Source organism: Mangrovicoccus ximenensis (assembly GCF_003056725.1).
Lineage (GTDB): Bacteria > Pseudomonadota > Alphaproteobacteria > Rhodobacterales > Rhodobacteraceae > Mangrovicoccus > Mangrovicoccus ximenensis.
In genome coordinates this window covers 92,601-112,113 of the sequence record NZ_QBKZ01000025.1, presented here as the reverse complement: position 1 = coordinate 112,113, position 19,513 = coordinate 92,601, and the positions used below count along the sequence as shown (strand labels likewise).

18 protein-coding genes and 1 pseudogene are annotated in these 19,513 nt (G+C 68.0%); 9 read left to right on the top strand and 10 right to left on the bottom strand.

Annotation, left to right across the window (positions count from 1 at the left end):
- Nucleotides 1–42: 42 nt before the first annotated feature.
- The gene (locus tag C7T91_RS28250; protein ID WP_108263221.1) at nt 43–1,416 is read left to right on the top strand and encodes a dicarboxylate/amino acid:cation symporter; all 1,374 of its coding nucleotides are present in this window, start codon (nt 43–45) and stop codon (nt 1,414–1,416) included.
- A 281-nt stretch (nt 1,417–1,697) separates the two neighbouring features.
- Here C7T91_RS28250 and C7T91_RS28245 read toward each other — a convergent pair whose 3' ends face one another.
- From C7T91_RS28245 to C7T91_RS28225, 5 genes are all read right to left on the bottom strand, one after another.
- Nucleotides 1,698–2,624: a DUF808 domain-containing protein gene (locus C7T91_RS28245; RefSeq protein ID WP_108263220.1), complete on the bottom strand. Its 927-nt coding sequence runs from the start codon at nt 2,622–2,624 to the stop codon at nt 1,698–1,700.
- A gap of 37 nt (nt 2,625–2,661) precedes the next feature.
- Nucleotides 2,662–2,793 carry a hypothetical protein gene (locus tag C7T91_RS38215; RefSeq protein ID WP_269102724.1) on the bottom strand — a complete coding sequence of 44 codons (132 nt, stop codon included), beginning with the start codon at nt 2,791–2,793 and terminating at the stop codon, nt 2,662–2,664.
- 17 nt (nt 2,794–2,810) lie between these two features.
- The gene (locus tag C7T91_RS28235; RefSeq protein WP_108263219.1) at nt 2,811–4,559 is read right to left on the bottom strand and encodes a PHA/PHB synthase family protein; all 1,749 of its coding nucleotides are present in this window, start codon (nt 4,557–4,559) and stop codon (nt 2,811–2,813) included.
- Between the two features lie 228 nt (nt 4,560–4,787).
- A complete protein-coding gene (locus C7T91_RS28230) occupies nt 4,788–5,642 on the bottom strand; it encodes a bestrophin family protein (RefSeq protein ID WP_108263218.1) in 855 nt (284 codons plus the stop codon).
- Between the two features lie 105 nt (nt 5,643–5,747).
- Nucleotides 5,748–6,509 (bottom strand): hypothetical protein, encoded by a 762-nt coding sequence (locus C7T91_RS28225; protein ID WP_108263217.1) that lies wholly within the window; start codon nt 6,507–6,509, stop codon nt 5,748–5,750.
- A gap of 467 nt (nt 6,510–6,976) precedes the next feature.
- Between C7T91_RS28225 and C7T91_RS28220 the strand changes: the two genes are divergently transcribed.
- Nucleotides 6,977–7,366: a Sua5 family C-terminal domain-containing protein gene (locus C7T91_RS28220; protein WP_330848904.1), complete on the top strand. Its 390-nt coding sequence runs from the start codon at nt 6,977–6,979 to the stop codon at nt 7,364–7,366.
- Nucleotides 7,367–7,966: 600 nt separating this feature from the next.
- Here the strand turns inward: C7T91_RS28220 and C7T91_RS28215 are convergent.
- Nucleotides 7,967–8,212 (bottom strand): accessory factor UbiK family protein, encoded by a 246-nt coding sequence (locus C7T91_RS28215; protein WP_108263215.1) that lies wholly within the window; start codon nt 8,210–8,212, stop codon nt 7,967–7,969.
- A 139-nt stretch (nt 8,213–8,351) separates the two neighbouring features.
- Between C7T91_RS28215 and lgt the strand changes: the two genes are divergently transcribed.
- On the top strand, nt 8,352–9,245 hold the full coding sequence (lgt, locus tag C7T91_RS28210) for a prolipoprotein diacylglyceryl transferase (protein WP_108263451.1): 894 nt from the start codon (nt 8,352–8,354) through the stop codon (nt 9,243–9,245).
- Nucleotides 9,242–9,556 (top strand): annotated as a pseudogene (locus tag C7T91_RS37305) (SAM-dependent methyltransferase); the annotation flags it as partial. The gene lgt and the pseudogene C7T91_RS37305, both read left to right, overlap by 4 nt.
- Before the next feature lie 558 nt (nt 9,557–10,114).
- Here the strand turns inward: C7T91_RS37305 and C7T91_RS28200 are convergent.
- Entirely contained in the window at nt 10,115–10,492 is a 378-nt protein-coding gene (locus C7T91_RS28200; RefSeq protein WP_108263213.1) for a hypothetical protein, read from the bottom strand.
- Nucleotides 10,493–10,580: 88 nt separating this feature from the next.
- Between C7T91_RS28200 and C7T91_RS28195 the strand changes: the two genes are divergently transcribed.
- A complete protein-coding gene (locus C7T91_RS28195; protein ID WP_108263212.1) occupies nt 10,581–10,928 on the top strand; it encodes a cupin domain-containing protein in 348 nt (115 codons plus the stop codon).
- A 56-nt stretch (nt 10,929–10,984) separates the two neighbouring features.
- On the opposite strand, the gene C7T91_RS28190 is transcribed toward C7T91_RS28195, so the two are convergent.
- Nucleotides 10,985–12,424 (bottom strand): NCS1 family nucleobase:cation symporter-1, encoded by a 1,440-nt coding sequence (locus C7T91_RS28190; RefSeq protein WP_108263211.1) that lies wholly within the window; start codon nt 12,422–12,424, stop codon nt 10,985–10,987.
- A gap of 501 nt (nt 12,425–12,925) precedes the next feature.
- Here C7T91_RS28190 and C7T91_RS28185 point away from each other — a divergent pair.
- Nucleotides 12,926–13,477 (top strand): TRAP transporter large permease subunit, encoded by a 552-nt coding sequence (locus tag C7T91_RS28185; protein WP_236638570.1) that lies wholly within the window; start codon nt 12,926–12,928, stop codon nt 13,475–13,477.
- A gap of 38 nt (nt 13,478–13,515) precedes the next feature.
- A complete protein-coding gene (locus C7T91_RS28180; protein ID WP_108263209.1) occupies nt 13,516–14,580 on the top strand; it encodes a TRAP transporter substrate-binding protein in 1,065 nt (354 codons plus the stop codon).
- A gap of 245 nt (nt 14,581–14,825) precedes the next feature.
- Here the strand turns inward: C7T91_RS28180 and C7T91_RS28175 are convergent, their stop codons facing one another.
- Both C7T91_RS28175 and C7T91_RS28170 read right to left on the bottom strand, forming a co-directional pair.
- Nucleotides 14,826–15,782: an alpha/beta fold hydrolase gene (locus tag C7T91_RS28175; RefSeq protein ID WP_108263208.1), complete on the bottom strand. Its 957-nt coding sequence runs from the start codon at nt 15,780–15,782 to the stop codon at nt 14,826–14,828.
- An 81-nt stretch (nt 15,783–15,863) separates the two neighbouring features.
- Nucleotides 15,864–16,457 (bottom strand): HD domain-containing protein, encoded by a 594-nt coding sequence (locus C7T91_RS28170; RefSeq protein WP_108263207.1) that lies wholly within the window; start codon nt 16,455–16,457, stop codon nt 15,864–15,866.
- A 68-nt stretch (nt 16,458–16,525) separates the two neighbouring features.
- Here C7T91_RS28170 and C7T91_RS28165 point away from each other — a divergent pair, with 68 nt between their 5' ends.
- Together C7T91_RS28165 and ahcY are read left to right on the top strand one after the other, a co-directional pair.
- A complete protein-coding gene (locus tag C7T91_RS28165) occupies nt 16,526–16,819 on the top strand; it encodes an S-adenosyl-L-homocysteine hydrolase (RefSeq protein ID WP_108263206.1) in 294 nt (97 codons plus the stop codon).
- Between the two features lie 970 nt (nt 16,820–17,789).
- Complete coding sequence (gene ahcY, locus C7T91_RS28160; protein ID WP_108263205.1) at nt 17,790–19,178, top strand: adenosylhomocysteinase; 1,389 nt, start codon at nt 17,790–17,792, stop codon at nt 19,176–19,178.
- The last annotated feature ends 335 nt before the right edge of the window (nt 19,179–19,513 follow it).

Below are 19,513 nucleotides of genomic sequence, written 5' to 3'. Positions count from 1 at the left end.
ATCCTTGTCCGCAAGGACAACAGGGAATGCAGGAGAATCCGCATGGCAAGTCCGGATGCAACGGCAGGCGGAGGGCGCATGTCGCTGACCGCCAAGATACTCATCGCGATGGGCGGCGGCATCGTCACCGGCCTGATCCTGAACGCAATCGACCTCGGCTTCCTGAACAGCCTGCTCGTCGACGGCCTGTTCACCATGATCGGCACGATCTTCATGAACGCGCTGAAGATGTTGGTCGTGCCGCTGGTGATCTTCTCGCTGATCTGCGGCGTCGCCGGGATTGGCGATATCGGCGCGCTCGGCCGGGTCGGCGGCAAGTCTCTGGTGCTCTACATCGCGACCACGGCGCTCGCCATCATGATGGCGATCGGCGTCTCGCTGATCATCGGACCGGGCAGCGGCTTCGAGATGTCCGGCGTAGAGGTCGGCTCGGTGGCCGGCAAGGAGGCCCCCTCGGCCTGGAGCGTGATCGCCGACATCGTGCCCTCGAACCCGATCGCGGCGGCGGCGAACGGCCAGATGCTGCAGATCATCTTCTATGTCATCGTGCTCGCGGTCGCGGCGCTGATGCTGGGCGACATCTCGAAGCCGTTCCTGCAGGGCTGCGAATACATGAACGAGCTGATGATGAAGATCGTCGAGATCGTCATGCATTTCGCGCCCTACGGCGTGTTCTGCCTGATCGCCAAGGTCTTCGCCCAGGAAGGCCTGGTCGTCTTCCTGCCGGTGCTGGGCTATGTCTCGTCGCTGGTGCTGGCGCTCGTGCTGCACTGTTTCGTCGTGCTGATGATCATCTTCAAGGCGACCTCGGGGCTGAGCCCCGTCACCTTCCTGAAGAAGATGTGGCCGACCCAGGTCTTCGCCTTCTCGACCGCCTCCTCCTCGGCGACGATCCCGGTCAACTACCGCAACGTGACCGAGCGGATGGGCGCGGACCAGTCGGTCGCCTCCTTCACCATCCCGTTCGGCGCCACAATCAACATGGACGGCACCGCGATCATGCAGGGCGTGGCGACGGTGTTCATCGCCAATGTCTACGGCGTCGATCTGGGCGTCTCGGGCTACCTGACGGTGATCGGCATGGCGGTGCTGGCCTCGATCGGCACCGCGGGCGTTCCCGGCGTCGGCATGGTGATGCTGACCATGGTGCTGGGACAGGTCGGGCTGCCGCTTGACGGGATCGCGATCATCCTCGGCGTCGACCGCCTGATGGACATGCTGCGCACCGCGGTGAACGTCACCGGCGATGCGATGGTGACGGTGGTCGTGGCCAAGACCGAGGGCAAGCTCGACATCGCGAAGTTCAACGATCCCGATGCGGCGCTGGAAAGCGGCCACGAGCTGGACATCGACCCCGAGGCCGAGAAGCGCCTCGCCGACGCCGTTCATCCGCAGGGCCATTCCCCGGCCGAATAGGACGGTTCCCCCCGCCGCGTCCCAGGATGCGGCGGGGGCTGCCCGGCAGGGACGAGGCGCCGGGCCTGGAACGCGAAGAGGGTTCCGGCGGTCCGGAACCCTCTCTTCCACCCCGGACACACCCCTGTCCGCGATTCCGCTGGCATCCCGGTCCGCATCAGGTGGCGGCGCGCCGGTTGCCGATGTCCCATGACAATACCGGAATCACCCGCTTTTCCAAAGCACCGAATGTCTAAAAATCAGGCACCCGTCTTAGGGGGCTGGCAAGGTTCGCCCGCCGGTCAGTGGCCGCCGCGCAGCCGCGCCACGGCATGGCCGAGCGGCACCAGGCAGAAGCCCACCGCCAGCCCGATCGCCGAGGAGGCCACCGCCCCCGCGAGCCATCCGAAGAACGGCACCGCATGGCCGATGCCCTCCTGCAGGTGGTGGACGATCCCGGCGGGTCCGTGCCAGCCGAGCTCCTCGGTGCCGTGCAGCAGGATGCCGCCGCCGACCCAGAGCATCGCGACCATGCCGATCTTGGCCAGCGCGAACAGCACCCAGGGCATCGCCCGCACCAGCCCGCGGCCGAAGGCCTTGACCGCGCCCGAGCGGCTGTTCTCCGACAGGTGCAGCCCGATATCGTCGGCCTTCACGATCAGCGCCACCGCGCCGTAGACGCCCGCGGTGATCGCCACGCCGACCGCGGCCAGCACCACGGCCTGCTCCCAGAGCGGCGAGTCGGGCAGCGAGCTGAGCGCGATCGCCATGATCTCGGCCGAGAGGATCAGGTCGGTCTTGATCGCCGAGGCAACCCGGGTCTTCTCCAGGTCGGTGCCGGGCTCGGGCAGCTCCTCCTCCGCCTTTTCCTTCGGCCCGAAGAGCTCCATCACCTTCTCGGCGCCCTCGAAGCAGAGGAACAGGCCGCCGGCCATCAGGATCGGGGTGATCGCCCAGGGGGCGAACTGGCTGAGGATCAGCGCGCCGGGCAGCAGGATGACGAGCTTGTTGAAGATCGAGCCCTTGGCGATCTTCCAGACGATCGGGATCTCCCGCGTCGGCGAAAAGCCCATCACATAGCGCGGCGTCACCGCGGCATCGTCGATCACCACGCCCGCGGCCTTCGAGCCGGCCTTGGCGGTCATCCCCGCCACGTCATCCACCGAGGCCGCCGCCGTCTTCGCGATCAACGCCACGTCATCCAAGAGCGCCAGAAGTCCCGAGCTCATCCGTCATTCCCCTGCCAGCGGTCCCGCCCGCAAAGGGTCAGGTCCGGATCCAGTCTTCCAGTTCACCCACGGTCATCGCGCCGGGCGCCGCCTTGTTCCCGGCAAGATGCGCGCCGAGGCGGACAAGCGCGGCATTCACCGGCGCATCGAGGCCGGCCGCCCGCGCCATGGTGACGATCTCGCCGTTCAGATACGCGGTTTCCAGCTGCGCCGCGCCGCGGGCGAGGCTCTGCGTGGTCGACGTCCCGGCGCGGAGGGGGCCGGGACCGGCGCGCCCGAGCGGGCGCCGAGCCAGGCCGACCAGGCCTCCCACCACGAGCCGTCGCGCATCTCGGCATTGTTCAGCCAGCTGTCGGCCGACAGATGCGGCGCGCCCTGCGGCTTGTCGAGCAGCCGGTAGTGCCGCCGCGGATGGCCGGGCTCCGAGACGATGCCGGCATTGTGGCCGCCCGAGGTCAGCGCGAAGGTCACGTCCGTGTCGGTCAGCAGGTTGATCTTGTAGACCGAGCGCCAGGGCGCGACGTGATCGGTCTCGGTGCCCACCGCGAAGATCGGCATGTCGAGATCGGTCAGGTTCACCGTGTGGCCCAGCACCCGCCACTGGCCGCGCGCCAGCTGGTTTTCCAGGAACAGGCCGCGCAGGTATTCGGTATGCATCCGCGCAGGCATCCGCGTGCTGTCTGCATTCCAGGCCATCAGCGCGTTCTTCCCGGATTTCTGGCCCATCATGTACTGGGTGATGATCCGGCTCCAGAACAGGTCGTTCGAGCGCAGCATGGTGAAGGCCCCGGCCATCTGCTCGGCATCGAGATAGCCCTGGGTCTTCATGATGTCCTCGAGGAAGGACACCTGGGACTCGGAGATGAAGAGCGACAGCTCGCCGGCTTCTGTGAAATCGACCTGCGCCGCCATCAGAGTCATCGAGGCGACCGGCTGGAACGCGCGATGCGCGACATGCGCCGCCGTCGCCGACAGGAGCGTGCCGCCGAGGCAGTAGCCCGCGGCATGGACCTTGCGCGTGCCCTGCGAGACGAAGTCGAGCGCGGCGAGGCTGCCGTTGCGGACATAGTCGTCCATGCCCTTCTCGGCGTCTTCCTTGCCGGGGTTCTTCCAGGAGATCATGTAGACCTCGAAGCCCTGGTCCACGAGGTATTTCACCATCGAGTTCCGCTGTTCGAGATCGAGGATGTAGTATTTCATGATCCAGGCGGGCACGATCAGCACCGGCTCGGGGCGGACCTCGGCGGTGGATGGGGTGTAGCGGATCAGCTCGATCAGGTCGTTGCGCAGCACCACCTCGCCCGGCGTGATCCCCAGCACCTCGCCGACCTTGTAGTCGGGGTCGAGTTCCTTCTCGCCGGTGGTCTGGTCCTTGAGGTCCTCGAAATAGTTCTGGAAGCCGCGCATGATGTTCTGGCCCCGCTCCTCGCGGGTCTTCTCCAGAACCGCCGGGTTGGTCCAGAAATAATTCGACGGCGAACAGGTATCGACGATCTGGCGGATCGCGAAATTGACGATCCGTTCATGGCGCGGATCGGTGCCGTGGACTTTGGAGGTCGCCTCGTTCCACCAGGCTTCCTGCTTGAGGAAGCCGCGCGCCATCACGTTGAACGGGAACTTGCGCCAGCCCGGGGCGGCAAAGCGGCGGTCCTTCTGCATGGCCGCCATCTCGGGGCAGTCTTCCTTGCCTGCGAGGCAGGCGGCGGGCAGCTTCAGCGTCTCCATCGCCTGGTCCCAGGCGAGGTTGTAGAGCTCGGTCTGCTTGTTCGGCGATCCCAGCAGGTGCATCCACCAGTCCAGCGTCGCGGTGCCGAGCGCGGCCGGCGACAGCCCGCCGGTATAGCGGCCGATCGCGGCATGGAATTCCCGGTCGCGGTCATTGCGGGCCGGACGGACGGCATTGGCGTCCGCGCCGGGGATCTTGTCGTGCATCATCTACCTGTCCTCACCTCTCTGGGCCGGAGGGCCCGGGGCCGCTCCGGCCGGAATCTCTGCGGGCATCCGGTCCCGCTTGCGCCGCCGCAGCCGGGGCGCACCGTCCCTTCGGGCAGCCGGATGCCATATGCAGGAAAACGGTAACATGACATGGCGCAAGTTGCAGGCGTCTTGGGCGCGCAGGGGCCGATTTCCGCCCGTCCCATATCTTCCGCTGGGGAATGCAGATCAGGTCAGGACATAGCCCTCGGGCTTCGGCATTTCCGGCAGGTCGGTCTCGCCCAGCCCGCGGCGCATGGAAATGTCGATCGCCGCGGCATAGGCGGTCAGCGGCATGGCGTTCTGCTTGTCGGAGAACGGCTCCTCCAGTTCCTCGGCAAGCGCGTCGAGCCCGAAGAAGGCATAGGCGACCAGCCCGGTGGCCAGCGGCGCCACCCAGCCCAGCGTGTCGGCGAAGCCGAAGGGCAGGATCGTGCAGTAGATATAGGCGGTGCGGTGCAGCAGGAGAGTATAGGCGAACGGCACCGGCGTGCTGGCCAGCCGCTCGCAGCCCAGAAGCGCCGCCGACATACGGTTCAGGCTTTCATGCAGCACCAGCGCCTCGGTGGCGGTGATCCGTCCCGCGCGTTCCAGCTCCGAGACCGTCCGTCCGGCGCCGGTCAGCGCGGCATCTGCGGTCTCCTCCTCCTGCGGCCGGGCCCGCAGCTGCGCGCCCGAGCGGCGGGCGAAGCTGGCCAGCGCCATCAGGATGCTGCGGCGCTCCGGGCTGCCCTCCAGCATGACGGTCTGGCGCAGGATGTCGCGGGAGGTCTGCACCATCAGCCCCCAGAGCTTGCGCGCCTCCCACCAGCGGTCGTAGCAGGCGCTGTTGCGGAAGCTCAGGAAGATCGACAGCGCGATGCCGATCAGCGCGAAAGGAGAGGGGTCGAGCGAGGGAACGATCCCCGGAAGGTTGCGGTGGGCAAAGACCACGGCGACCGAGATCAGCATCACGGCCAGCACCTGCACCCAGATCTTCTGGATGACCGAGCCCTTTAGGACGAAGAAAAGCTCCAGCATTCCCGGACGCTTGCGGATGATCACGGAACGGCCCTTTCGCGCGGCCGGCGCGGTAGGCGGCCCGGAGGGGCCGCGGCAGCCGGGCCGCAAACGGTTAGCGCGGCGCCCTGGCCGCCGCAAGCGGCGCGCTCAGGCCCGCGCTTCGATGACATGGGAGACATGCGGAAACCGCATGCCGGTGCCGTCGAAACAGGGGCCGAGCCCGTCGAGGAATGTCTCCACCGCCGCCTCTGCATCCGCGCCTCCGAGGCCCGACAGCTTGTCGCCGGTATGCATGCCCCCCATCGCGCCCCGTGCGAAGGCGCGGGCGTCGGGATGGTGCAGCTCCAGAGCAACGCTGTCCACGGAGATCTCGCGGAAACCTGCCGCGGCGAAAAGCCGTCGGATCACCTCGGCATCGGGCAGCCCGCAGATCGCGCGGACCGCGGCGGCGGCCGCTTCCCCGGCATGGCGCGCCAGCGCCCGTTCCTGGGCGGCGAGCATCGGATTCAGCTCCAGGCTGCGCTGCACGCAGGCCGTCGAGAGCGTCGTGGCGCCGGAGAGGAACCGCCCGGCGATGCCGTTGACGCCATGCGCGCCGCCGACGAATTCCAGGGTGACATGGTCGCTGCTGCCGCCGGCCTGCCCGGCGCCGCCGTCATCGCCGTGCCATTCGACAAGGGCGGCATGCGGGTTCTGCGGCGTTTCGATGTCGCGGGTCAGGTCCTGGACGATGGCCGTCCGGACCCCGGCGCCGTCGGCGCGCTGGTACTCGACGCCGCGGCCGTTGTAGAGATCGCCGGAGCAGGTCGCGTTGCCGTCGGCGGCCACGCAATCGGCAAGCGCCGGCAGGGTGAAGCAGGTTCCGGTCGAAACGACCGCAGCGGTCAGAAGCAAATGGCTCCGCAGCATCGGTAAAACCCCAATTCAATTGGACAAAAACTAGATTTTTCAGATCCCCCGCCCCGTCGACAGAAGGGACAGGAGGCGGCCGCGCAGCAGGCGGCCCGGCCGGCTGGACGGCCCGTGTCAGAGCGGCATGGAGATCCGGAAGAAGACCCGCGTGCCGGGATCGTCGAAACTGTCGTCGCGGTCCCAGGGCGTGGCCGCGATCAGCTCGAAGGCCAGCCGCGAACCGATCACCCCCGACAGCCCCAGCCCGGCCGAGCCCAGCGTCGCCCCGTCCTGTTCGGCATCCGCGCCATGGTTCCAGACCGCGCCGTAATCAGCGAAGGCGGTGGCGGTCAGTTCGGGCAGCGCCTCGACGCCGGTCTCGAATCCCTGCGACAGCCCCAGCGCCGCCGCCGCGCCGCGGTCGCCCGACAGGCTGCCGCTGTCGAAGGCCCAGCCATAGGGCTCGCCTCCTCGACCTGACCGGCGTGCCCCGTCTTCTGCGCGCCGGCGGGGTGCCCGCCGAGGCGCTGGAGGAGGTGCTGGGAACCGGGCTGATCCGCGCCGAGACCGAGGTGAGCGATGCGCCGGTCGCGCCCGGCATGCTGTCGAGCCATTACGCGCCGCGCGCGGGCGTGCGGCTGAACGTGACCGCGCCGCTGCCCGGAGAGACGCTGCTGGGCTTCGGCCCGGTGAAAGCGGACTGGATGCTGTCCGAGAACGGCGATCTCGGCGAGGCGGCGGCCAATCTCTTCATCCGGCTGCACCAGATGGATGCCGCCGGGATTTCGGCCATTGCCGTCGCGCCGATCCCCGAGGAGGGGCTGGGGCTGGCGATCAACGACCGGCTGGCCCGGGCGGCCGCGCCGCGGGGCTGACCCGCAAGGGGACGTGCCGCCGACAGGAACCGGCACCGCGGGGCGGGCCGAAGCTCGCCCGACCGTCCGTTCCGCAACCTCCTGCCGGAGCTTCGCCGCGTGTCGGCCGCTGCTTGGAGGACATGTTCCTCAGCCCTGCGCAGGAAAGACCCGCCGCCGATCGCCGGATGGCGGAATGTCCGGCGCGCGTTTACCAGGGACCATGGCACCTCCGCCAGCCGCGCCTGCCGGAGGCGTGCGCGCAGCCCACGACCCACTGGTACTGGTACTGGCAACGATCCTGCCGGAAGCCGGACCTAGAGACGGCCAATGCCGCAATGGTCGCGCCGCGCCATCAAAATTTTCGCCAGCGGGAAAAATGCCGGGCTTCCCTGACCGCCATCCCGCCCCCCTGAGGGCCAAGGACCTCCAGTTGCGGTTCCGGTGCTGCCAATCGGAGCCGTCTGCGTCCCGCCGGGATGCCCGGCAGAGATTTCAGGCACCGGTATCGGGGCGTTGGCAGGACGGCAGAGGCCGCAGCCAAGATCGCCCCGGCGGGGGCATTGTTGCCGACGGTGCCTCGTTTGCCCGGCGGAGCCCCCGCCGGGCCGACGCGGACGCTCAGTCCTTCGCGGCTTCCAGCGCGTCGAGACGGGCCTTCAGCGCCTCGTTCTCCTCGCGGGCCTTCTGCGCCATCGCGCGGACCGCGTCGAATTCTTCGCGGGTGACGAAATCACGGTCGGCCAGCCAGCGGTCGAGCATGCTCTTCATGGCGGTCTCGGCTTCGTCCTTGGCGCCCTGGGCCACGCCCATCGCATTGGTCATGAGCTGGGACAGGTCGTCGAAGATGCGGTTGCGGGTCTGCATGGGAACCTCTGGTCTCGGATGATTTTCACGAACACTCAGCTTCACATGTAGGCGATGCGACCGGCGGGGGAAAGGCGTCGCGCGGTCCTGCGCGCGGATGCGCGTTGACTTGGGGGGCCGGGGCTTCCATCAGGCGGCCATGCTGCTCGCGATTCCCTTCCCCGATCTCTCGCCCGAGATCTTCTCCTTCGAAATCGGCGGATTTGCCTTCGCGCTCCGCTGGTATGCGCTTGCCTATATCGTCGGCCTGCTGGCCGGCCTGTTCCTGATCCGCCGCGCCGTGTCGCGTCCGCCGCTCTGGCCGCTCGGCCGCCCGCCGATGGGGCCGGACCTTGCCGAGGCGATGCTGACCTGGGTGATCCTCGGCGTGATCCTCGGCGGCCGGCTGGGCTTCGTGCTGTTCTACCAGCCCTCCTGGTACCTCGCCCATCCCGGCGACATCCTGAAGGTCTGGCAGGGCGGCATGTCCTTCCATGGCGGGCTGATCGGCGTCGCGGTCGCCGGGCTGCTGTTCTGCCGCCGCTACAACGTGCCGGTGGCCTCGGTCGCTGACTGCATGGCGCTGGCCGTCACGCCGGGCCTGTTCCTCGGCCGGATCGCGAATTTCATCAATGCCGAACTCTGGGGCCGGCCGACCGACATGCCCTGGGGCGTGATCTTCCCCGGCTACGAGGCCCAGGCCTGCCCCGGCATCGCCGAGGGGCTCTGCGCGCGCCATCCCTCGCAGCTCTACGAGGCAGGGCTCGAAGGCCTGCTGCTCGGCGCCGCCATCTGGGTCGTTGCGGTCAGGCTGCGCTGGCTGCGCTCGCCCGGGCGCGTGGCGGGGGTGTTCTTCGCCGGCTATGGCGCGGCGCGGGTCTTCGTGGAATATTTCCGCCAGGCCGATGCCCAGTTCGTCACCCCGGACAATCCCTGGGGCCATGTCATCCGGATCGGCGACTGGGGCCTGACCCAGGGCCAGGCCCTGTCCCTGCCGATGCTGCTGCTCGGCCTCGCGATCCTCGCGGTGACGCTGCGCCGCCCGAAAGCATGACGCCGCTCGGCGGGATCCTGCTGCGGCGGATCGCGGCCGGCGGTCCGATGCCGGTCTCGGAGTACATGGCCGAGTGCCTGCTGCATCCCGAACACGGCTACTACACGACGCGGACGCCCTTCGGCGCAGAGGGGGATTTCACCACCGCCCCCGAGATCAGCCAGCTCTTCGGCGAGATGCTGGGGCTGTGGCTGGCCCAGGCCTGGATCGACCGCGGCCGCCCCGCGCCCTTCTGCCTCGCCGAGCTCGGCCCCGGCCGCGGCACGCTGATGGCCGATATCTGGCGGGTGACCCGCGCGCTGCCGGGCTTCCCGCCGCGAGGGCCGCGCCCAGCGTCCAGGGCGTCGCGAGCGCCAGCGGGAAGAGGAGCTCCAGCGCCATCACCGCCCAGGACCCCGCGAAAAGCAGGCGGCGGCGCCGGGCCAGCGCGCGCAGGTCTTCCGCCACCGGATAGGCGGAGAAGCGGAACACATCCGACAGCGCCTGCCCGCTGCGCCAGTCCGGATTGACGATCTTGACCCAGCCCGAGACGGCATAGCTCAGCACAAGCTGCGCCGCGAGATAGCCGAAGGCCAGTTCCGCCTGCGACGGCAGGAACCGCGCGGCGCAGAGGCAGGCGAGGATCAGCAGCCCCATCCGGTCGGAGCCGCCATTGTAGGGCCCCTGCCAGCGGTGCAGCAGCAGCAGCGAGGTCGCGAAGAGCGCCGCCAGAACCGCATCGGTCCGCAGCCCCGCCACCAGCGCCAGGCAGAGCACCGCCCGGACCGCATGGACCGCCCGGTCGCCCGGCCGCACCATGTGCTCCGCCGCTGCCTGCAAGAGCGCCAGCCCGAGCAGGATCTCGGTCAGGCGGAGGGCGGCCTCGAGCGTCACGGATCTTCGGAAGACCAGAGCACCTCGCGCTCCAGCCCGGCGCCGTGATCGAAGACGAAGATCAGGCGGAAGGACCAGCGCCCCGGCGGCAGATCGCGCAGGATGCGGGTCCGCAATTCCGACAGGCTGTGCGCCGTGGGCGCCTCGGCCATGCGCTCGGCCAGGCTGGCGAGGTAGAGCCGGTCGTTCCAGCGCGGGTTCCAGAACAGACGCCGCAGCATCCGCCGGGGCGGCACATGGGCGGGGCGCGGGCCGAATTCGCGCCAGAGCCCGCCCTCTTCGCGGATCTCGATCCTGGGCGACGGGCCGACCCCCGAAAAGAACCGCCAGGACGGCAGCAGCGCCGGAAGAAGCAGCCTGAAAGTGCCGGGCATGGATGTCTCCGCAGAAAGGAACCGCCTTCCCCAGCATTGGGAAATCATGGTTAAGGGAAGCTTACGCGGGACGGAAAGGCAGCAGCGCATGATCATCGACCGGAGCAATGCCGAACATTACAACTGGGGCGCGGGCTGCGACGGATGGATCCTCGGCGGATCGCCGGAGCTGTCGGTCATCCACGAGCGCATGCCGTCCGGAACCGCCGAGACGCGGCATGTGCATGGCAAGGCGCGGCAGGTGTTCTTCGTGCTGGAGGGCGTGCTGACGATGGAGCGCGGTCCGGAGACCTTCCGCATCGGCCCGCAGCAATCGCTGGAAATCCCGCCCGGCCTGGCACACCGGGCCCGCAATGACGGGCCGGACGACGTGCTCTTCCTGGTGATCTCGGCGCCCGCGGCCCGCGGCGACCGCACCGAGCTGGCCGGAGGCTGAGCGCAACGGAAAGGGGCCGCGCCATCGCGCGGCCCCCGTTGCGGCTCCGGAGCGGATCAGGCGGCGAGGCCGCGCTTCTTCGCCAGCCGGTGGTAGATCACCCCGCCCAGCACCGCGCCGCAGATCCAGGCATAGCCCGACAGGAAGGCCAGGAAAGGCAGCCAGACGGTCGCCACCGAGAACACCGCCGCCGTGGCGAAGGCGATCAGCGCCGCATCGTTCCAGCCGTTGCCGTAATGGTACTTGCCGCCGCCGGTCTCGTAGAGGTGGTCGCGGTCGAGTTCCTCGTTGCGCAGCAGGTAGTAGTCGACGATCATGATGCCGTAGATCGGCGCCAGGGTCGCGCCCAGCGTGTTGACGAAGCCCGCGATGCCGAACTCGCTGATGAAGCTGTTCCAGAACCCGCCGATCACCAGCGCGAAGACCGAGGTGATCAGGCCCGCGGCGCGGAAGCTGATCTTGGTCGGCGCCAGGTTGGCGATGCCGTTCACCGCCGGGATGAAGTTGGCCACCAGGTTGATGCCGACGGTCGCCGCGAAGAAGGTGATCGCCGCAATCATGCCGAGGATCACGCTGTCGGTGCGCTCGACGATCTCGGTCGGGTTGATGATCGCCTCGCCATAGACGACGGCCGCGCCCGCGGTGGTCAGCAGCGCCAGCGCCGAGAAGATGATCATGTTGAAGGGCAGGCCCGCGAGATTGCCCAGCACCATCGCCTTGCGGTCCTTGGCGAAGCGCGAGAAGTCGCTGAAGTTCAGCATCACGGCGGCGAAATAGGCGACCATCGTGCCGATGATGGCGATGAATCCGGAGAACTCGCTCCAGAAGGTGCCCTCGGGATTGGCGAAGATGGTCTGCGCCTGCGCCAGAAGCTGGCCGTCGGATTTCTGCCACAGCACGATGACGAGGCCGATCATCACCGCATAGACGAAGGGGCCGGCGATGTTGAGGAAGGTCTCGACCCAGCCCATGCCGCGCCAGAAGATCAGGATGTGGAACACCCAGACCAGCAGGAAGGCCAGCCAGTCGACGGCGGTCAGCCCCAGCATGGTCGCGCCCGGCTCCGCGCCGGTGACGGTGTAGATCAGCAGCGACACCGCGGTGGAGGCGAAATAGACCTGCACCCCGTACCAGAAGACGGCAACGGTGGCGCGCAATATCGCCGGCAGCTTGGCGCCTGCGGTGCCGAGGCTGGCGCGCGCCAGCACCGGATAGGGGATGCCGTATTTCTCGCCCGCACGGCCCGAGAGGTTGACGAGGAACATCACCATCAGCCCCGCCACGATCAGCGCGGCGAAGGCGGTCCAGCCCGACACCCCGTAGGAGATGAAGAGCGAGGCGACCAGCGAATAGCCGAACAGCGACTGGATGTCGTTCGCCCAGATGTTGAAGATCGCGAACCAGCCCCAGGTCTTCTCCTCGGGCGGGATCGGGTGAAGGGTGTCGCCATGGCCCTGCGGCGCGGCCGCGGCGCCTGCCTCTGCTGTTGCTGTCATCCTGTCCCTCTTGCCTCCGATGGATCCTGCGGCACCCGCTTTCTACCCCGGCCGCCGCGCATGGCGCGCAGCTATACGTTGCGGCAGGGGCTCCGATACGCCGCAAGCGGCGGAATCGCACATGGCGCGTGCCTTTGATGATTATTTGCGCGGAATTTCCGTCTGTCTTGGTCCGATGCCGCGACACTGCGCATTTTACAAAAATGTGGCAATAAGATTGTTAACAATTTTGTACCGAATCTTTCTCCTTCTTAGGTCGCAATCCGTTTCGCGTCCCGGTCAGCCCGGACGCCGCGGCAGGACCAGGCAGAGCGCGCATCCCGGGCCCTCGCCCAGCCGCTGCGGCGCGGCGACCGGGCTTTCGATGGCGATGCGGCCGCCCTGTTCCTCCATGACCCAGCGCGACAGCGCCAGGCCGATGCCGAAGCCCGCGGCCGCGTCGACCTGAGCTCGGCCGATGTTGCGCTGAGCGGCGGCGCCGCGCTGGCGCTGGGGCTGACCGTGCTCCTGGTTCTCGGCCTGGCCGTCGCGGTGATCGCGCTGTGGCGCGCCGGGGTGATGGCGGCGGCGCTCTACGAGACTGTGAAGGTTTCGGCGATGATCTTCGGCATCATCCTCGCCGCCTCGATGCTGTCGCTGGTGTTCCGCGGCTTCGAGGGCGACGCCTGGGTGCACGAGATGCTGACCGGGCTGCCGGGCGACCACCGCACCATGCTCCTGATCACGCTGGCGATCATCTTCGTCATGGGCTTCGTGCTGGAATTCGTCGAGATCGTCTTCATCGTCGTGCCGCTGGTGGGCCCGATCATCCTGCAGGACGTCGATCCTGTCTGGTTCGCGGTGCTGATCGCGCTGAACCTGCAGACCTCGTTCCTGACGCCGCCCTTCGGCTTCGCGCTGTTCTACTACCGCTCGGTGGCGCCGCCCGACATCACGACCGGCACGATCTACCGTTCGGTCATTCCCTTCGTGGCGATCCAGATCGTCACGCTGGCGATCGTTTTCCTCTGGCCGGATCTTGCGACCTGGCTGCCGGACATGCTTTTTGGCTGACATGAAGACGGGGCCCCGCGCCTCGAGGGAGAGAATTGATGAAACGCCGTGACTTCCTGAAGACCGGGGCCGTTGCCGCCCCCGCCGCAGCCCTTGCCGCCCCCGCGATCGCGCAGGGCGTGATCGAGTGGAAATGCCCGACCTCCTTCCCGGCCCAGGCGCCGGGCGTCGGCCACAACGCCGTGAACTTCGTCGAGCGCGTCAACGCCATGGCCGAGGGACGGCTGCACCTGAAGCTGTTCTCGGCAGGCGAGCTGGTTCCGGCCTTCGCGGTCGAGGATGCGGTGCAGCAGGGCACGGCCGAGATCGGCCATTCCACGCCCTACTACAATGCCAGCAAGAACTCGGCGCTGCATTTCTTCACCACCATTCCCTTCGGGATGACCGCGGGCGAGCTGTCGGGCTGGATGTATTACGGCGGCGGCCAGCAGCTCTTCGAGGAAATCTACGCCCAGCGGAACCTGATGCCGCTCTATGCCGGCAACTCCACCGTTCAGGCGGCGGGCTGGTTCAAGAAGGAAATCAACTCGGCTGCCGACCTGTCGGGGCTGAACATGCGGATCGCGGGCCTCGGCGGCGAAGCGATGCGCAAGCTCGGCGTCAACGCGGTGCTGATGCCGCCGACCGAGATCTTCCCGGCCTTCCAGTCGGGCGCGATCGACGCGGCGGAATGGGTCGGCCCGATGCTCGACCAGGCCTTCGGCTTGAACAAGGTGGCGAACATCTGCTACGCGCCGGCCTTCCACGAGCCGGGCGCCGGCCTCGAAGTCGTCGTCAACAAGGATGCCTGGGACAGCCTGCCCGCGGACCTGCAGGCGATCCTGCGCTCGGCCGCCGATGGCGCGCTGTCGCAGAATATCGGCCAGTACGAGTACTACAACGCCGTCGCCTTCAAGCAGCTCCAGGAGGCCGGGGTCGAGTTCAAGACCTTCCCGCCGGAGGTGCTGGATGCGCTGCGCGGCGCGGTGAAGGAAGTCATGGACGAGCAGGCCGCGGCGAATCCGGATTTCGCGAAATGCATGGAGAGCTACTACGCCTTCCTCGAGGTCGCGATCCCGTATTCCAAGGCGTTCAACGCACCGTCGATGACGCAGCGCGGCTGACGGGCGCTCCGGTCAGGTTTGGTTAACCTCGAGTTTACCTAAAAAGCTTAGGACTCGGGGGGCCGGAAGCGGCGTCGAAGCTGACAGGGCGCAGAAAGCGTCCATGGGCTTCAGGGCCTGCGGAAAACCCGCCTGGCCGGCCCGAAGCCCGCATAAGGAGCGCAAAAAGCGTTCTGAAACTCGCGAATTGCACTGCCCCGGTCCGGAAATTCCGGTTCCGGGGCTTTCCTTTTGCGGGCGCAGGCTCAGCCCTGGCGGGTTTCCAGGAAAGCGATGATTTCGGAGGTGGCGGGGGCAACCGGCTCGCCCATCATCAGCACATGGCCCGCGCCGGGGATGATCCGGGGCAGCCCGCCGTAATAGAGCGCCGTGCCGTAGACATCCGCCATCGGCACCATCCGGTCGAGCGCGCCGCCGATCACCAGCACGTCGGCCTGCGGGCCGGGCAGGGGCGCAAAGGGCGGGAAGCCGAGCGCTTGGGTCATCGCGCGCAGGCTCTCGTCGGTCATCTGCGGCACCAGCGCGTCGAATTCCCGGTCGGAGATGCCGCTCGGGAACAGGTTGTGGCGCATGACGCCGACATTCCCGGCATTGAGCCCGGCCATCGAGAAATCCATCAGCGCCAGGTAGAGTTCGGGATTGAACCAGGCCATCTCCATCGAGGCGCGCCACAGCCCGTAGGGCGGCACCGAGGCCAGGAGCACCGTCGCTTCCGGGCGGCGGCCGCGGCGCATCAGGTTCTGGGTGGCGGCGCCGCCGAGCGAATGGGCGACCACGGCGGCGGGGCGGCCGATCTGGTCGAGGCAGGTGGAGATCGCATCGCTGAAATCGTCGAGCGTCGGACCGTCAAGCGCGGGCATGCCCGGGAAGGACTGGGCCAACAGCTCCAGCGCGGCGCGGCTGTCGCCCGTCTCGAAGGCAAGGCTGAGAACGGTGTCGAGCACGGCCGGATTGGTGGCGATCGATCCGCCGGTGCTGCGGCCGGGCAGGGTGATCGTCCAGCTGCGGTAGCCTGCGGCGGCGAAGCGGTCGAGCCAGTCGCGGCTCCAGATCCAGCCGCCCGAGGCCATGCCGTGGACGAAGAGCAGGTCGAAGGGCCGCTCGGGGCCCGCGACGGGATCGGTGCGGGTCATGGCCCAGCCCTGCAGGGCTTCTTCGGCCGCAGCCTCGCCGGGGGCCATCCGGGTGAAGGTATCGCTCATGTGACGACTCGGGGTTTCTGAAGACACCCCCTTCTAGCACGGAATGCTGCGTCGCAGCATGGTCATTGCTGACGCAGCGGATCACATCGCGGACAGGAGCGCGGCATGGCGCGCCGTGTAGCCGGCCCGCGCCTCCACCGGCGGCCGAAGCCGCACCTCGAAGCCCGCGATCAGCTCCGGGCGGGGGCGGCCGAAGAATTTCGACGCCTCGGCTTCGGCGAAGCCCGCGATCTGCGTCGCCTCCATCCAGGCAGAGACATTGTCGGCGCGCTTGATTGCCGCCTTCACTGCCTTCGGCAACTGCGCGGGCAGGCCGAAGCGCAGGTGGATGGCCGCGGTCAGCCGCGCGTCCAGCTCGCCATAGCCCGGCCCGACCGCCGCCTTCACCGGCGAGATCATGTCGCCGATCACGTATTCCGGGGCATCGTGCAGCAATGCGGCCAGCCGCCATTTCGCAGGCGCCGCCGGGGCCATGCGGGCATAGATCGCCTCGACCAGCAGCGAATGTTCGGCCACGGAATAGGGATAGTCGCCCAGGGTCTGGCCGTTCCAGCGCGCCACGAAGGCCAGCCCGTGGGCGATATCTTCGACCTCGATGTCGAGCGGGGTCGGGTCCAGCAGGTCCAGCCTGCGCCCCGAGAGCATCCGCTGCCATGCCCTTGCCTGTTTCGCCATGCCCGAACTCACCGATCATCAGGGAACCGCCGTCCAACTTCGACGTTGATCCCACGAAGGAGGCCGACATGAAACCTGCAATTCTGACCGCGCTTGCACTTCTCTTCCCCGCCGCGGCGGCGACCGCCGACATCGTCTGCATGGACAGCGACGAGATGGAGGCGGCGCTGATCGACTGGTACCAGCTGCAGCCGGTCAGCTGGACCTCGACCGAGAATTCGGTGATCTGGGCCTCCTCGGGCAGCGGCGTCTGGGCGCTGGTGGACTACGACGACCGCAGCGGCAAGGCCTGCGTTCTGGAGCAGGGCGAAAACTGGACCGAAGGCGGCGGCAGCGGACTCCTGGCGCTCGCGGGGGACTGACAGGCAGGACCTTGGCGGCCTCCTGCCCAGAAGCCGCTTGTTTCATCACGGTCCCGGAGGTCCGGATTGCCGTCCCGCCGAATACGGTCGCCATCGCAGCATGGGGCCTTCCGGCGTGTCGGCTTGGGGTGGTGCTTTTCAGAAGCCGATGCCAAGACGCGATGCTTCTTTCCTTTGCGAAATGTCAGGCCTCGCCTTCGATCCCGGCGGTTTCGAAGACCGGCAGGCGGTTCAAGGCTGGGCGGCATGCGGTCATCCATCGCGGCGCCACCGCTCCCGGTGCGGCCGCGAAAGAGGCGGCTCCGGAACTTGGCGGGCCGACGATCGGGGTCCTTCGAGGCGATGCGCTCGCCGACGGCTGCTTTCGGCTCGTTCGGCCGCGGTGCAAAGTTTCCGGGAGGACGCCATTCCCGGGCAGGCATTGTCGGCCATCGGATCGGGGGAAATTGCCAGCGGATGCGCCATCGGTCCGGGCACCGCTGACGCTACCGGGCGCGGCGGGGCAGGAGCGGTGACTGGCGGCGCCGGGCGCTGAATGTCCTGTCGCCGGATGCGGTGCCGATCTGTCCCTCCCCCAGGGATCTGGACGAGACGTGCGGCCAGGACCGGGGCGCGGTTGGAGCGCACCCCGTGGCCGGGCTGGCATCCGTCGCCGTGTCCAACGCGGGAAGGGCCTCGCGGTACTGTCGGCGGCGAGTGCCGCACGTCTCCGCAAGCCAATCATGCATGGGGCTTTCCCTGCGGCGGAGCGAGGCGGATGGCATGGCGGGCCAGTGCATCTCGGGGCCGCACCGGACGGGCGGCGATCCCGGGACGCTTCCGGAGAGGCACGGCCCCGACGTGACCGGAGCGGCCGCGGGGTACCCCTCGCTGCCCTGTTGTTCCGGCGCCGAACCGGGGGAACTGGGCCATTTACGGATGGCTCCGGGAATGCTAGCTGCCCAGCAGAAAAGCATCAGGAGCGCCTCCCATGTCCCAGGATTACATCGTCAAGGACATCAGCCTCGCCGAGTTCGGCCGCAAGGAACTCGACATCGCAGAAACCGAGATGCCGGGCCTGATGGCGCTGCGCGAGGAATACGGCGCCGAGAAGCCGCTGAAGGGCGCGCGCATCGTCGGTTCGCTGCACATGACGATCCAGACCGGCGTGCTGATCGAGACGCTGGTGGCGCTCGGCGCCGATGTCCGCTGGGCGTCCTGCAACATCTTCTCGACCCAGGACCACGCCGCAGCCGCGATCGCCGCGGCGGGCGTGCCGGTCTTCGCGATCAAGGGCCAGACGCTGGAAGAGCACTGGGACTATCTCGACCGCTCCTTCATGTTCGCCGACGGCCCGAACCTGATCCTCGACGACGGCGGCGATGCGACGCTCTACATCCTGCTCGGCGCGCGCGCCGAGGCGGGCGAGGACATCATCCCGGTGCCGGGCTCCGAGGAAGAGGCCGTCATCAAGGCGCAGATCGCCAAGCGGATGGAGGCCTCCCCGGGCTGGTTCACCAAGATGCGCGACCAGATCATGGGCGTTTCGGAAGAGACCACCACCGGCGTGCACCGGCTCTACGAGCTGCAGCGCGACGGACGGCTGCCCTTCCCGGCGATCAACGTCAATGACAGCGTGACCAAGTCGAAATTCGACAACAAGTACGGCTGCAAGGAATCGCTGGTCGACGGCATCCGCCGCGCCACCGACACGATGATGGCCGGCAAGGTCGCCGTGGTCTGCGGCTATGGCGACGTGGGCAAGGGCTCGGCCGCCTCGCTGCGCGGCGCGGGCGCCCGCGTGAAGGTCACCGAGGCCGATCCGATCTGCGCGCTGCAGGCGGCGATGGACGGGTTCGAGGTGGTCCTGCTGGAAGATGTTGTCGACAGCGCGGACATCTTCATCACCACGACCGGCAACAAGGACATCATCCGCATCGAGCACATGCGCGAGATGAAGGATATGGCGATCGTCGGCAACATCGGCCATTTCGACAACGAGATCCAGGTCGCGGCCCTCAAGAACCACAAGTGGACCAACATCAAGGACCAGGTGGACATGATCGAGATGCCCTCGGGCGCGCGGATCATCCTTCTGTCCGAAGGCCGCCTGCTGAACCTCGGCAACGCCACCGGGCACCCGTCCTTCGTGATGTCGGCCTCCTTCACCAACCAGGTGCTGGCGCAGATCGAGCTCTACACCCGCGGCGACGCCTACCAGAACGAGGTCTACGTGCTGCCGAAGCATCTCGACGAGAAGGTCGCGGCGCTGCATCTCGCCAAGGTCGGCGCCAAGCTGACCAAGCTGACGGCGGAGCAGGCGGCCTATATCGGCGTGAAGCCGGAAGGCCCGTTCAAGCCCGAGCACTACCGCTACTGATGCGGGTCGTCGTCTACGGACTGGGTGCCGTGGGCGGCACCGTCGCTGCGGGGCTGGCACGCGCGGGCGTGCCGGTCGCGGGCATCGCGCGCGGCAGCCAGCAAGGGCCGGAAGGCGCGGTCTCCCGGTCCGTCGCAAAGCCCGCCGGCGCGATGGCAGCGCGGCTCTCTTCCGGCCCTGTCCGGAGCGGCAGTGCGGCGGACCGGCCTGCGGCGGATCAGGGAAGACCTGGAGACCCGCGCGCAGGCGTTTTTCTGCCGGCCGGTGCTGCGGCATAGGCGGATCGATGAGCTGCCGCAGGGATCGCGGCATCGAGGCGTACGCTGACGCGGCGC

Excerpts from the sequence above, each read along its gene's own strand:
- C7T91_RS28235 (WP_108263219.1), bottom strand. The coding sequence starts at position 4,559 with ATGATGCACGACAAGATCCCCGGCGCGGACGCCAATGCCGTCCGTCCG.
- C7T91_RS28200 (WP_108263213.1), bottom strand. The coding sequence starts at position 10,492 with ATGCCCGGCACTTTCAGGCTGCTTCTTCCGGCGCTGCTGCCGTCCTGG.
- C7T91_RS28190 (WP_108263211.1), bottom strand. The coding sequence starts at position 12,424 with ATGACAGCAACAGCAGAGGCAGGCGCCGCGGCCGCGCCGCAGGGCCAT.
- lgt (WP_108263451.1), top strand. The coding sequence starts at position 8,352 with ATGCTGCTCGCGATTCCCTTCCCCGATCTCTCGCCCGAGATCTTCTCC.
- ahcY (WP_108263205.1), top strand. The coding sequence starts at position 17,790 with ATGTCCCAGGATTACATCGTCAAGGACATCAGCCTCGCCGAGTTCGGC.
- C7T91_RS38215 (WP_269102724.1), bottom strand. The coding sequence starts at position 2,793 with ATGGCGCGGGCGGCCGGCCTCGATGCGCCGGTGAATGCCGCGCTTGTC.
- C7T91_RS28245 (WP_108263220.1), bottom strand. The coding sequence starts at position 2,624 with ATGAGCTCGGGACTTCTGGCGCTCTTGGATGACGTGGCGTTGATCGCG.
- C7T91_RS28175 (WP_108263208.1), bottom strand. The coding sequence starts at position 15,782 with ATGAGCGATACCTTCACCCGGATGGCCCCCGGCGAGGCTGCGGCCGAA.
- C7T91_RS28165 (WP_108263206.1), top strand. The coding sequence starts at position 16,526 with ATGAAACCTGCAATTCTGACCGCGCTTGCACTTCTCTTCCCCGCCGCG.
- C7T91_RS28225 (WP_108263217.1), bottom strand. The coding sequence starts at position 6,509 with ATGCTGCGGAGCCATTTGCTTCTGACCGCTGCGGTCGTTTCGACCGGA.
- C7T91_RS28195 (WP_108263212.1), top strand. The coding sequence starts at position 10,581 with ATGATCATCGACCGGAGCAATGCCGAACATTACAACTGGGGCGCGGGC.
- C7T91_RS28215 (WP_108263215.1), bottom strand. The coding sequence starts at position 8,212 with ATGCAGACCCGCAACCGCATCTTCGACGACCTGTCCCAGCTCATGACC.
- C7T91_RS28180 (WP_108263209.1), top strand. The coding sequence starts at position 13,516 with ATGAAACGCCGTGACTTCCTGAAGACCGGGGCCGTTGCCGCCCCCGCC.
- C7T91_RS28170 (WP_108263207.1), bottom strand. The coding sequence starts at position 16,457 with ATGGCGAAACAGGCAAGGGCATGGCAGCGGATGCTCTCGGGGCGCAGG.
- C7T91_RS28250 (WP_108263221.1), top strand. The coding sequence starts at position 43 with ATGGCAAGTCCGGATGCAACGGCAGGCGGAGGGCGCATGTCGCTGACC.